The sequence below is a fragment of the Natronomonas aquatica genome (assembly GCF_024449025.1).
GTDB classification, from domain to species: domain Archaea; phylum Halobacteriota; class Halobacteria; order Halobacteriales; family Haloarculaceae; genus Natronomonas; species Natronomonas aquatica.
In genome coordinates this window covers 99,260-110,843 of the sequence record NZ_JAHLKM010000006.1, presented here as the reverse complement: position 1 = coordinate 110,843, position 11,584 = coordinate 99,260, and the positions used below count along the sequence as shown (strand labels likewise).

Genomic DNA, 11,584 nt, shown 5'->3' with positions numbered 1-11,584 from the left:
CGAGACTATTCTGTCCCGTGTCACAGAGTTCGATTCCGTCGCATCGAGCGAAACTGAGCCGGCGCTTCGAAAACGGGTTTTCGGCTCCGTACAATCGATTCTCGTCGATAGAACCGAAAAGCCACTGTTGACCGTTCGGAGAGGTCGGTGATTCGAACCCGGATACCGTTATATTTCGTTTATGTTTGCACGCTCCGTACGCTCCCGTCGTCGGTTGAACCGGTGGAGTCAAGTTCCAGGCGGGCCCAAAGTTCCAAATAGATCGTTACTATGGAGATTTCCGAACAACTTCACTGTCTGTTTTCGGCGACGGTCGAACAGCGGGACGGATCGTATCTCATCGAACTACCCGACCGGGAGATCGAACTCGGCGCACTCGAGGCGTCCGAGACGTACCGCGTCGCGCTTTTGCCCACGACCGAGGGGGCGACGCCGACGACCGACGCCCAGCCGGAGTCGGATGCGGATACGTCCGACTCCGACAGACCCGAACCGCCCGTTACGGAGGGCGAGAACCGGACCGTCGAGATCGAGGATATCGGGAGTCAGGGCGACGGGATCACGCGCGTCGAGCGCGGCTACGTGATCATCGTCCCGGACACCGAGCGGGGCGAACGGGTCCGGATCGAGGTCACCGACGTCCAGGAGAACGTCGCCTTCGCCGAGGTCACCGAACGGTTGAGCTACTACGAGTAGTGTCCGTCCCCCTCCCGTGGCCCGGATCGCCGATAGGATCCGCCTGCCGGCCTCCCTCGAATGTATGACGGCGATACTCGAGTCCCTCAGAGAGGACGTCCGGACCGCACTCGCGAAGGATCCTGCCGCGACGAGCGCCGCGACAATCGCGCTTCTGTACAGTGGGCTCCACGCGATCTGGGGGTATCGACTCGCCCACGCGCTGTGGAGGCGTGGCTTTCGGTTCACCGCCCGGTTTCTCTCACAGTTCGTGCGGTTTCTCACCGGCGTCGAGATCCACCCGGCCGCCGACATCGGCCGCCGGCTGTTCATCGATCACGGTGCGGCCGTCGTGATCGGGGAAACTGCCGAGATCGGTGACGACGTCCTCCTGTACCATGGCGTCACGCTCGGTGGCGATTCGATGCGCCGGGAGAAGCGTCATCCGACGCTCGAGGACGGCGTCACCGTCGGGGCGAACGCGACGCTTCTCGGTGCGATCACGGTCGGAGAAAACGCCTCCGTCGGGGCCGGAAGCGTCGTCGTCGACGACGTCGATCCGGGAACGACCGTCGCTGGAGTCCCGGCCGAGCCGATCGGAACGGCGACCGGGGAGCGGTCGACCGCCGAGGGGTCCCCTTCCGAGTGAGCTTTGACCCCGGCGTCCCTCCGTTCACCCATGTCGACACCACACGATCACCTCCGTTCCGATGACCGTCTCGGCCCGCTCGTCGAACGCTACGGCCGGCTCGGACTCGATCCGGCCGAGGACATGTTCCGCCGACTCGTCGTCTCGGTCCTGCGCCAGCAGGTCTCGATGGCGTCGGCAGAGGCGACGAGAGAGCGCCTGTTCGAGTCCATCGAGGTGACCCCGTCGGGGGTCCTCGCCGCCGATCCGGAGTTGCTCAGAAACTGTGGGCTCTCCCGGCAGAAAACCGAGTACGTCCGTAACATCGCCCGGGCGTTCGACGGCGAGTACGACCGGGCGTACTTCGAGAGAATGGACGAAACGGCCGTCATCGAGGAACTAACGACTATCAAGGGCGTCGGCGAGTGGACGGCCCGGATGCAGCTTCTGTTCTCGCTGGGGCGTCCGGACGTGTTTCCGGTCGGCGATCTGGGTGTCCGGAAGGGAATGCGAACGCTCTTCGAGGAAGAAATGAGCCGAGAGGAGATGGTGAGCGAAGCCGAACGGTGGGCGCCCTACCGGAGTTACGCGACGCTGTATCTTTGGCGCGTCGATGAGGACGTCGTCGAGGCGGTCGAAGAGGTAACCCAGGGGTAGTCCGGGATCTCCCGAACCACTTTATCGGATGGAGTCTCGGGCCGAACCGAACGATGAGCACCGACCTCGTCCTCCCGATCCTGGCGCTGTGATCCGGTTTTTCTCCGTGTGGTCTCTCCAACAGTCGGCGTCCCGATCACGGCGCCGCCGCCGATCACCGGCGTTCTCGGGATCGCCGGTATCTATCTCCGCTTCGGGACCGTCGAGTACCTTGGGATCGGCTTCGATCCGCTCTCTGCGCTGGGGCTGTAACCGGTCGGATGAAAGCGAACACCACCGGATCGGATACACCCGGCTCGAACGGAAAGACCGATACCCCGGCGAGGCGTACCAGTCGGTTGTATGACCCAGCGTTTCGACGTGTATCTGGTGACCGATACGGCGCTGTCGGGGGATCGATCGACCGCCGAGATCGTCGAAGCCGCCATCCGCGGCGGCGTCGACGCCGTCCAGTTGCGCGAGAAGGGCACGAGCGCCCGGGACCGCTATGAACTCGGACGGACGGTCCGTGAACTGACTCGTAAAGCCGACATCCCGCTGATCGTCAACGACCGGATCGATCTCGCCGCCGCGATCGACGCCGACGGCGTCCATCTGGGTGACGACGACCTGCCGATCGCGGTCGCGCGCGACCGGCTCGGAGAGGACGCCCTCGTGGGTCGATCGGTTTCGACACCGGAAACCGCCCGCCGGGCCGAACGCGAGGGTGCCGATTATCTGGGTGTCGGGGCGGTCTACGGAACCACCTCGAAGGAGACCGACCCCGAGCAGTCGGATATCGGGCTCGACCGTATCCGGGCGGTCCGAGAAGCGACCGACCTCCCCTTCGTCGGGATCGGCGGCGTCACGCCCGAAAACGCCCGACCGGTCGTCGAGGCGGGCGCCGACGGCGTCGCCGTCATCTCCGCGATCACCGGTGCCGACGATCCCGAGGCCGCGACCAGACGACTCGGAGCTGCCGTCCGGGGGGTGAACGCGGATGTCTGAGGTCGAAACCGATCTCGCGGGGGCCCTCGGCGCGATCGCCGATACCGAACCGCTCATCAACGCCGTGACGAACAACGTCACCGTCAACGACGTGGCCAACGTCACGCTCCACTGGGGCGGGTTGCCGGTCATGTCCGACGACGAACGGGAGGTCGGAGACATGGTCGCCGCCGCCGACGGCTGTCTGTTGAACATGGGGACGGTCGACGAGGCCGGCGAGGCGACGATGCTGACCGCCGGCGGGGCGGCAAGCGAACACGGTCTGCCGCTCGTCGTCGATCCGGTGGGAGTCGGCGCGACGCCGACCCGGACGCGCGTGGCGACCCGGCTGGTCGAGGAACTCGACGTGACGGTCCTGAAGGGAAACCACGCCGAGATCACGGCGCTTTCGGGGGCCGACGCCGAGGTCCGTGGCGTCGAGTCCGTCGGCGAGTACGCCGAGATCGCCGAGCGTGCGGTCTCGTGTGCCCGCGAGTACGACACCGTCGTCGTCGCCTCCGGGGAGACGGATGTCGTCGCCGACGCCGAGGGCGCATACGAACTCGCCGTCGGCCACCCTATGATGGGGCAAGTCGTCGGAACCGGTTGTATGCTCGGCGTCACGCTCGCGACGTTCGCCGCCGGGATCGAGCTCGATCGCCCCCTCGAGGCAGCGCTTTCCGGGGCGGTCGGGTTCGGGCTGGCGGGAGAACGCGCCGCGACCGACGGCTCCTACGACGGGCCGGCGAGCTACCGGATCGCGTTCCTCGATGCAGTCGCCGGGATGGCCGACCGCCCCCCCGAGTCGGGAAACGAACGGATCGAACGGGTCCTTTCGGCCTGACCAACGCCCCTGTCACGGCGTGACAACTATTTCGGTGGCCGTTCTACGGGGGGTATGAGCACGTACAAACGCGTCAACTACCGCGAGATCGAGCCAGTCTCCGGGGGGATGCACTTTCTCAGAGAACCTCTCGAAAGCGAGCACGTCGGCGTCACGATCACGCGGTGTGAGCCGAACTGGAAGAGCCGACCCCACGATCACACCGAGAACGGCCACGAGGAGATCTACGTCCTCATCGAGGGGACCGCGACGGTCGTCATCGACGGCGAATCCGTCGGGATGGAGACCGGCGATGCCGTCTGGATCCCGCCGGAGGCGACCCGACAGATCCGAAACGACGACGAGGAAGCCGCCTTCGTGCTAGTGAGCGCTCCCGTGTCGATCGAACCGGAAGGCGACGACGCCGAGTGGAGCACGGACGGTTTTATCGGGTGAAGCGCCTCGGCGTTTGGCCTCGGAGAGGGAAACCAACCGACGACAGATGGCCCGGAGGGCCGTCTCAGTACGAGCGGACCTTCGGTTCGTACTCTTTGTTCTCGCCTTCGAGGACGACCGGCTTGTAGTAGAGCTGCGGCGAACCGTCGTTCCAGGCGATCATCGTGTGTTTGAGCCACTCGTCGTCCTTCCGTTCCTGGTGTTCCCGGCGCCAGTGGGCCCCCCGGAACTCATCGCGTGCGAGGGCCCCGAGCGTGATCGTCTCGGCGATGTCGATGAGGTTGCGGGTCTCGATCGTGTGGATGAGATCGGTGTTGAACGTCCGGGAGGGATCCGAGACGGCGACGTTCTGGTAGCGCTCGCGGCACTCGCGGATGACCTCCAGCGCCTCCTTCAGGCTCTCTTTCTCCCGGAACACGTTGACGTTCTCGGTCATCGCCTGCTGGAGGTCCTCGCGGATCTCGGCGTGGTTCGTCCCGTCGGATTCGAGCATCGTTTCGATTCGATCGCGTTCGGTCTCGACGGCGCGTTCGACCAGTTCGTCGGGTTCGACGAGGGCGCCGTCGGCCGCGACGTCGCTGTCGGAGGCATCGAGTGCGCCGGGATTGACCGGCGTGTCGAGCGAATCCTCGGATTCACTTTCGGCCGAGGGGCCGGTCGGCACCTCCGCTTCTCCGAGATCGCGCCCGGCTGCGTGGTGTCCCGCACGGGCCCCGAAGACGATGAGTTCCGGCAGGGCGTTGCCGCCGAGGCGGTTCGAGCCGTGAACCGAGGCACACGCACACTCGCCGGCGGCGTACAGGCCCGATACGCAGGTCTCGCCGTGCTCGTTCGTCTCGATGCCGCCCATGTGGTAGTGCTGGCCGGGTTTGACCGGCATCGGCTCCTCGACGGGGTTGACCCCCTCGAAGTCCTCCGCGAGGTGGATTATGTTCTCCAGCCGGTCGTAGATGCGCTCGTCGCCGAGGTGACGCATATCGAGATAGACGTACTCGTCTTCGAACCCGCGGCCCTCGTTGACCTCCGTCAGCTCGGCCCGAGAGACGACGTCGCGGGAGGCGAGTTCGCCCGCGTTGTTCGCGTAGCCGGATTCGAACATGAACCGCTCGCCCTCGCTGTTGTAGAGGATGCCGCCCTCCCCGCGGACGCCCTCGGAGATGAGTACGCCCGTCGACGGCAGCGTCGTCGGGTGGAACTGAACGAACTCCATGTCCTCTACGGGGACACCGGCCCGGTAGGCCATCGCCGGGCCGTCGCCGGTGTTCGCGACCGCGTTTGTCGTGTGATCGAAGACCTGCCCGTCGCCGCCGGTCGCCAGTACGACGCCGTTTCTCGCCCGGAAGCCGACTACCTCGCCGGATTTGATGTCGTAGGCGATACAGCCGTGACACGCCCGATCCTCCGGGTCGTCGTGGTCAGTGACCGCGAGCCGGCTGACGTAGAACTCGTCGTAGACCTTGATTCCCCGTTTTACGACCTGCTCGTACATCGTATGCAGCAGATGGTGGCCGGTCTCGGCGCCGGCATAGGTCGTCCGGGGGAACGACAGCCCGCCGAAGGGCCGCTGGGAGACGCGGCCGTCGTCCTCCCGCGAGAAGGGCATCCCCCAGTGCTCCAGCTGGATGACTTCTTCGGGAGCGTCCTGGGCGAGTGTCTCGATAGCGGGGGCGTCCCCGAGGTAGTCCGACCCCTTCATGGTGTCGTAGGCGTGCAGTTCCCAGTCGTCGCCGTCCCGAAGGGCGGCGTTGATACCGCCCTCGGCCGCGCCGGTATGCGAACGGACCGGGTGGAGTTTCGTGACCATCGCCACATCGGCGCCTTCCTCGTCGGCCGCGATCGCGGCGCGGAGTCCGGCTCCGCCGGCACCGACCACGACGACGTCGTGTTCGTGTATTGTCATAGTTTGTAGTTGGGATTTGAGCGTCTTGAGCGTACGGTTACCAGAACTTCAGATTGCTTTTGACTGCCTCGCGTTTCAGCTCCTGAATGTGTTCCGTCAACGGGATGTCTTTGGGACACACCTCCGTACAGGAAAACTGCGTCTGACACCGCCAGACGCCGTGTTCTTGCTCGATGATGTTGATGCGGTGTTCCTTCATGTCCTCGCCCTCCCGGTGATCCATCGCGAAGCGGTAGGCCTTGTTGATCGCCGCCGGACCTAGATACTTGTTGTCGCCCGCCGCGATGTTACACGAAGACATGCACGCGCTACACCAGATACACCGCGTGGACATCTTCACCTTCTCTCGGTTCTCTCTGGTCTGTTTCTGTTCTTCGAGTTCACCGTCCGGGAGGTCGTTCGTTTGGAAGTACGGCTCGACGGCCTCCATCTGGTCGTAGAAGTGTTCCATATCGACGACCAGGTCCTTGACGACCTCGGCGTGCGGCAGCGGTTCGATCTGGACCGGCCACTCCAGATCGACCATCTGGGTCTTACAGCCGAGCCGCTGTCGGCCGTTGATAAAGAGCGCGTCCGACCCACAGATGGCCTGCCGACAGGAGTGCCGGAAGGTAAGCGAGGAGTCGAAGTGATCCCGCGCGTAGATGAGGGCATCGAGCACCGTCATCCCCTTGGTGAACGGGATCTCGAAGGTGTCAAACCGGGGATCCTTCTTGCCCTCGACCTCGGGGTCGTACCGGAAGACCTTGATCCGGGCCGTCTCGTCGGCGCCCGAGAGGTCGGTCTCGGCCCGTTCGGCCATGTCCGCCCGTTCGCGCTTCTCGGCCAGCCGCCGCGTTTGGTGTTCGGACGTCTCTTCTGTCTCCGTTTCGGTCTCGCTTTCCTGGATTTGCGTACTCATGGTTAGAACAGCCCCGTCATGGCGCTCGCGACGCGGATCCCCTGGACGATCAAGAGCGCTCCAGCGACAACGAGAAGCCACTTGACGACGGTTTTCTGGGTGCCGTCGAGACCCTGATTGACGAGTGCGTTGTACACACCGTTGACGCCGTGGAACGCCGCGGTGATCAAAAACAGCACCATCGTCGCGAAGTAGCCGACCTGGCTCATCCGGACCTGTGTCCCGGCGAAGGTGATCTCGGCCGCGTGGTTGACGAAGTGGAGCATCATGAAGTGATACGCCAACACGACTACTAGGAACGCGGCCGTAATCCGCTGTATCAGCCAGCGGGTCCCCTTCGGCTCGAAGGAGGAGTAATGTTCCGCCATATCAGAACGCCCCCACGAGGAACGTCGGAATACTCGCGACCGTGACGGCCGCGGTCGCTACCAGCGCGGCGTAAAACGCCTTGTCCTGTGCCCCGAGCCCGACGCCGAGATCGACGAACAGCAGCCGGATCCCGTTGAGTATGTGGAAGGCGGCGACCGCGAGCAGGCCGACCTCCAGAAACCGGACGAGAAGGAGGCTCTCGAGCCCCTGGAGGGTCGACGTGTAGGTCGCCCCGTCCACCGTCGCGGTACTCAACACGGCGACGTGTGTGAACAGATAGCCGATGAGTACCCAGCCGGTGAACTTGTGGAAGATCCAGGCCCACATCCCGGCGGAGAACTCTTGCCACCGCCCGAAGTCCTCTATCAGACCTCGGTCGTACGATTGACTCATGCACCGTATTCTCCGGACCGCGTCGGTATAGTAGTTACTACCTGCGAACGGTTGTCGGGGAACTCGGTGTCGGGAGTCGTTTAATCAGCCACCTACCCGCGTATCTGTCGGACCGCCCGGAGCGTGGGCTCCTCGAGAGCGACCAGGTGACACAGCGGGTTTCCCGGGTACACGAGGGGGTTCTGGGGGATCCCGATGAGGAGTCCGGTGAAGGGCGCCTCGATTTTGGTCACCTCGGCCTTGAACGGATCCGAGATCGTACAGACAGTCTCGCCGGCTTCGACGAGCGAGCCCCGTTCGTGGTGCATATCGACGAGCCCGCCGGCGTCGGCCCGCAGCCAGGTCTTCTCGTCGGATCCCTCGATAACGGTCCGCCAGCCGGGCCATTTGACGGTTTCCGTCTCCAGCATGCCGAACTCGGCCATCACCGACAGGACCCCCTCGAGCGCGGCGTCGATGAGCGGTCGCTGAAACCGGTGGGCCTCGCCGAGTTCGACGGTGATCGATGGCGTCCCCGCCTTGCTCGCCTCCCGGCGCAACGAGCCGTCCGGTCCCTCGCTGTCGATGATGACGTTCGAGGCGAAGGCGTTCGCGACCCGCGCGACCGCGGAGTCGGCCATATCGGCACGGGCGTGTAACATGTTGCTCCGTCCACGCGTCGACGTGTGAAAATCCAGACAGAGATCGCACGGCTCGATGAAGTTCCGGAACACCCGATCGGCGATCCGTTTCGAGCTGGTCCCGGCGGACTGGCCGGGGAACGATCGGTTCAGATCCCGATCGTAGATCGGAAGGTAGCGCTGTTGGGCGATGAATCCCGGCACGTTCAGCACGGGCAGACAGACGAGCGTCCCGCGGAGATCCGAGTGATCCCACTCGTGGGCGACCTCCCGTACGATTTCGATCCCGTTGAGTTCGTCGCCGTGGGTTGCTGCCGCGAGACACAGCGTCGGACCCTCGTGTTCGCCGTTGACGATCGTCACCGGGATCCGAACCGGGTCCCCGAGGTAGGTCTCGCTGACGGTGAAACGGACGTTCGTGGTCTCGCCCGGTTCGACGGCCCCGCCGTTGTACGTGAAGGCTGTGGTCACACCCGAGCCTCGGAGAGCAAGAGTATAAACGCGTGGACCGCGGTGCCGAGGGGGCGTCCGCCGTATCGGCAGCGTTTTGCCCGAACCGGTCGCAAGCACGGTATGACCGATTCGCTCACCGTCGGCGTTCTCAGTCTCCACAGTTCCAAGGAGACGAAGGCGATCCTCAACGCCGTCGACGATCTCGGATACGACACCGCTTGGCTCCGAACCGAAAACACAGCCGTCGAGATAACCGACGGGGAGGTCGCGCTCGAACCGGACGTCGACATCATCGTCAACCGGCTGTTGCTTTCGAAGGAAGAACAGCCCGCCGAGGCGCTCGGATTGGCGACGATGCTCGATCGGATCTGCCCGATGCTGAATACGCCGATGGCGACGATGACGGCGATGCACAAGTTCGCCTCCGGAACCGCTCTCGCGGAGGCCGGGCTCCCGGTTCCGGACGCGCTGATGGCGCTTTCGGGCGATCTTTTGAACACCCGTCGGGACCGGTTCGGCGATGAGGTCGTCTACAAGACGGCGATCGGCACCCACGGCGGCGGGACCTGGAAGCTCGACACCGACGATCCGGTGAACCCGATGGTCGGGGCCAGACAGGCCTTCCTGCAGGAACTCATAGAGCACGACGAAGAGCAGCACCACGATCTCCGGGTGTACGTCGTCGGCGAACGCGTCGTTGGGGCGATGAACCGCTACGCACCCGAAGGCGAGTGGCGGACGAACGTCGCGTTGGGCGGCGAAGTCGTCGACGTAACCGACGAACTGTCCGACGAGATCGTCACGATGGCCAAGCGCGCGACCGACGAGATCGGCCTCGACTACGCCGGCGTCGACATCGTCGAGGGGGAAGACGGGTATCATCTCCTCGAAGTGAACCCGACGGCGGGGTTCCGGGGGCTGTTCAAGGCGACGGGGCGTTCGCCGGCGCCTCACATCGCTCGCCTCGCGATCGAACGCGCCGGCGGCGAGGTCAACCCCGAACGGGTGTACGAGCTGACGGCGAACCTCGACGACTCCCGGCCGGCGTGTATGCCCCGCCCCGAGAAGACGGTCCCGACGGAGACGCCCGTCATCGGGTACGTCGAGGAAGTGGTCGCGATGGGTACGAGCGGCCAGCGGACCGTCATGGCGAAATCCGACACCGGCGCGACCCGGACGAGTATCGACGCCCAGCTCGCCGCCGAGATCGGGACCGGACCGATCAAGGACATCGTCAAGATCAAATCCGGCAGCGTCAAATCCGGGCGCTCGCGGCCCGTCGTCGATCTGGTCGTCGGCGTCGGCGGGAAACAACACACTGTCACCGCGAGCATCGAGGACCGCGCCCACATGGACTATCCGCTCCTCCTCGGCCGGGACATCCTCGAACACTACCACGTCGACGTCCGTCGGCAGGCCGACGAGGGCGAACCGCCGGCGATCGAGGAGACCACCCTCGAAGAGTAGTCCGACCGTTTTTATTCGGGACGGGCGACGTCACGGGTATGCAGACAGTCATCCTCGCCGCCGGCGAGGGAACGCGAATGCGACCCCTGACCGAGACCGTCCCCAAGCCGATGTTGCCGGTCGCGGATCGGCCGCTGTGTGCCCACGCCGCCGATGCGGCCGTCGCCGCCGGCGCTTCCGAACTCGTCGTCGTCGTCGGCTACGAGGCCGAGGCGGTCCGGAACTTCTTCAGCGACGAGTACCGCGACGTTCCGGTCTCGATCGCCGTCCAGGAGAACCAGCGTGGCACCGCCGACGCCGTCCGGGCGGCCCGCCCGCATCTCGAAGGTCCCTTCGTGGTTCTGAACGGGGACAACGTCTACGAACCGGCCGCCGTCGAGGCACTCTTCGAGGCCGCCCCCGCGATCGCCGCGATCGCGGTCGACGACCCCGGAAACTACGGCGTCCTCTCGACGACGTCCGCCGGCGACCGGGTCACCGGGATCGTCGAGAAACCCGACGATCCGCCCTCGAACCTGGCGAACGCGGGGGCCTATGCCTTCCCCGAGGGCGCCCTCGAGTACCTCGATGTCGGCGAGAGCGAACGCGGCGAGTACGAACTCACGGACGTCGTCGCCCGGACGATCGAGGCGACCGTGGTGACGCCGGTGACGCTCTCGCGGTGGCTCGATGTGGGGCGTCCCTGGGAGCTACTCGCCGCAAACGAGTGGAAGATCGCCGAACTCGAAGGTCGGATCGACGGCGACGTCGCGGCAGGGGCGGAACTCGGGGAGTCGGTCGTTATCGAGGCCGGGGCGACGATCGAACCCGGCGTCGTCGTCGAGGGGCCCGCGATCGTCAGATCCGACGCGGAGGTGGGGCCGAACGCCTACCTCCGGGGGGCGACGCTCGTCGGGGAAGGCTGTCACGTCGGTCACGCTGTCGAGGTCAAAAACAGCGTCCTCATGGCCGGAACGAACGTTCCACACCTCTCGTATGTCGGCGACAGCCTTCTCGGTCCCGGGGTAAACTTCGGGGCGGGGACCCAGGTGGCGAACCTCCGCCACGACGGGGCCGACGTCCGCCAGACCGTGAAGGGTGAACGCGTCTCGACCGGCCGACGCAAGTACGGCGTCGTCGCAGGACCGGGGGCGAAAACGGGGATCAACACGAGCCTCGCGCCGGGGGTGGTCCTGTCGGCCGGCGCCAGAACCGACCCGGGCGAGTCGGTGAGCCGCGATCGGTGAGCCGACGGTGGAGACGGACAGCGCGGTAAAGCGCGAACATAACCGTTCAT

At 65.3% G+C, this 11,584-nt stretch carries 14 protein-coding genes; 9 read left to right on the top strand and 5 right to left on the bottom strand.

Annotated features, from left to right (window positions below):
* Positions 1-270 precede the first annotated feature (270 nt).
* From KM295_RS07230 to KM295_RS07200, 7 genes are all read left to right on the top strand, one after another.
* Positions 271-696, top strand: coding sequence for a TRAM domain-containing protein (locus KM295_RS07230; protein WP_256029277.1), 426 nt, complete (start codon positions 271-273; stop codon positions 694-696).
* Positions 697-769: 73 nt separating this feature from the next.
* A complete protein-coding gene (gene cysE, locus KM295_RS07225; RefSeq protein ID WP_256029301.1) occupies positions 770-1,324 on the top strand; it encodes a serine O-acetyltransferase in 555 nt (184 codons plus the stop codon).
* Positions 1,325-1,354: 30 nt separating this feature from the next.
* Entirely contained in the window at positions 1,355-1,960 is a 606-nt protein-coding gene (locus KM295_RS07220) for a DNA-3-methyladenine glycosylase family protein (protein WP_256029276.1), read from the top strand.
* Positions 1,961-2,068: 108 nt separating this feature from the next.
* Complete coding sequence (locus KM295_RS07215; protein WP_256029275.1) at positions 2,069-2,212, top strand: XapX domain-containing protein; 144 nt, start codon at positions 2,069-2,071, stop codon at positions 2,210-2,212.
* 90 nt (positions 2,213-2,302) lie between these two features.
* On the top strand, positions 2,303-2,947 hold the full coding sequence (gene thiE, locus KM295_RS07210) for a thiamine phosphate synthase (protein ID WP_256029274.1): 645 nt from the start codon (positions 2,303-2,305) through the stop codon (positions 2,945-2,947).
* The gene (gene thiM / locus KM295_RS07205) at positions 2,940-3,770 is read left to right on the top strand and encodes a hydroxyethylthiazole kinase (RefSeq protein WP_256029273.1); all 831 of its coding nucleotides are present in this window, start codon (positions 2,940-2,942) and stop codon (positions 3,768-3,770) included. The genes thiE and thiM overlap by 8 nt, the downstream gene beginning before the upstream one ends.
* A 54-nt stretch (positions 3,771-3,824) precedes the next feature.
* Positions 3,825-4,205 (top strand): cupin domain-containing protein, encoded by a 381-nt coding sequence (locus KM295_RS07200; RefSeq protein WP_336272735.1) that lies wholly within the window; start codon positions 3,825-3,827, stop codon positions 4,203-4,205.
* Between the two features lie 64 nt (positions 4,206-4,269).
* Here KM295_RS07200 and KM295_RS07195 read toward each other — a convergent pair whose 3' ends face one another.
* From KM295_RS07195 to KM295_RS07175, 5 genes are all read right to left on the bottom strand, one after another.
* A complete protein-coding gene (locus tag KM295_RS07195) occupies positions 4,270-6,099 on the bottom strand; it encodes an FAD-binding protein (RefSeq protein WP_256029300.1) in 1,830 nt (609 codons plus the stop codon).
* Positions 6,100-6,142: 43 nt separating this feature from the next.
* Positions 6,143-7,006 (bottom strand): succinate dehydrogenase/fumarate reductase iron-sulfur subunit, encoded by an 864-nt coding sequence (locus KM295_RS07190; RefSeq protein WP_256029272.1) that lies wholly within the window; start codon positions 7,004-7,006, stop codon positions 6,143-6,145.
* 2 nt (positions 7,007-7,008) lie between these two features.
* Positions 7,009-7,374: a succinate dehydrogenase hydrophobic membrane anchor subunit gene (locus KM295_RS07185; RefSeq protein ID WP_256029271.1), complete on the bottom strand. Its 366-nt coding sequence runs from the start codon at positions 7,372-7,374 to the stop codon at positions 7,009-7,011.
* A 1-nt stretch (position 7,375) separates the two neighbouring features.
* The gene (gene sdhC / locus KM295_RS07180) at positions 7,376-7,768 is read right to left on the bottom strand and encodes a succinate dehydrogenase, cytochrome b556 subunit (protein WP_256029270.1); all 393 of its coding nucleotides are present in this window, start codon (positions 7,766-7,768) and stop codon (positions 7,376-7,378) included.
* Positions 7,769-7,860: 92 nt separating this feature from the next.
* Entirely contained in the window at positions 7,861-8,859 is a 999-nt protein-coding gene (locus KM295_RS07175; RefSeq protein WP_256029269.1) for a succinylglutamate desuccinylase/aspartoacylase family protein, read from the bottom strand.
* A gap of 102 nt (positions 8,860-8,961) precedes the next feature.
* On the opposite strand from KM295_RS07175, the gene KM295_RS07170 reads away from it, so the two are divergent.
* Positions 8,962-10,308 (top strand): RimK family alpha-L-glutamate ligase, encoded by a 1,347-nt coding sequence (locus tag KM295_RS07170; RefSeq protein WP_256029268.1) that lies wholly within the window; start codon positions 8,962-8,964, stop codon positions 10,306-10,308.
* 38 nt (positions 10,309-10,346) lie between these two features.
* The gene (gene glmU, locus KM295_RS07165) at positions 10,347-11,534 is read left to right on the top strand and encodes a bifunctional sugar-1-phosphate nucleotidylyltransferase/acetyltransferase (protein WP_256029267.1); all 1,188 of its coding nucleotides are present in this window, start codon (positions 10,347-10,349) and stop codon (positions 11,532-11,534) included.
* The last annotated feature ends 50 nt before the right edge of the window (positions 11,535-11,584 follow it).

What these genes read in the sequence shown, in the direction of transcription:
- KM295_RS07230 (WP_256029277.1), top strand. Translation starts at nt 271, where the DNA reads ATGGAGATTTCCGAACAACTTCACTGTCTGTTTTCGGCGACGGTCGAA.
- KM295_RS07220 (WP_256029276.1), top strand. Translation starts at nt 1,355, where the DNA reads ATGTCGACACCACACGATCACCTCCGTTCCGATGACCGTCTCGGCCCG.
- thiE (WP_256029274.1), top strand. Translation starts at nt 2,303, where the DNA reads ATGACCCAGCGTTTCGACGTGTATCTGGTGACCGATACGGCGCTGTCG.
- thiM (WP_256029273.1), top strand. Translation starts at nt 2,940, where the DNA reads ATGTCTGAGGTCGAAACCGATCTCGCGGGGGCCCTCGGCGCGATCGCC.
- KM295_RS07200 (WP_336272735.1), top strand. Translation starts at nt 3,825, where the DNA reads ATGAGCACGTACAAACGCGTCAACTACCGCGAGATCGAGCCAGTCTCC.
- KM295_RS07190 (WP_256029272.1), bottom strand. Translation starts at nt 7,006, where the DNA reads ATGAGTACGCAAATCCAGGAAAGCGAGACCGAAACGGAGACAGAAGAG.
- KM295_RS07185 (WP_256029271.1), bottom strand. Translation starts at nt 7,374, where the DNA reads ATGGCGGAACATTACTCCTCCTTCGAGCCGAAGGGGACCCGCTGGCTG.
- sdhC (WP_256029270.1), bottom strand. Translation starts at nt 7,768, where the DNA reads ATGAGTCAATCGTACGACCGAGGTCTGATAGAGGACTTCGGGCGGTGG.
- KM295_RS07170 (WP_256029268.1), top strand. Translation starts at nt 8,962, where the DNA reads ATGACCGATTCGCTCACCGTCGGCGTTCTCAGTCTCCACAGTTCCAAG.
- glmU (WP_256029267.1), top strand. Translation starts at nt 10,347, where the DNA reads ATGCAGACAGTCATCCTCGCCGCCGGCGAGGGAACGCGAATGCGACCC.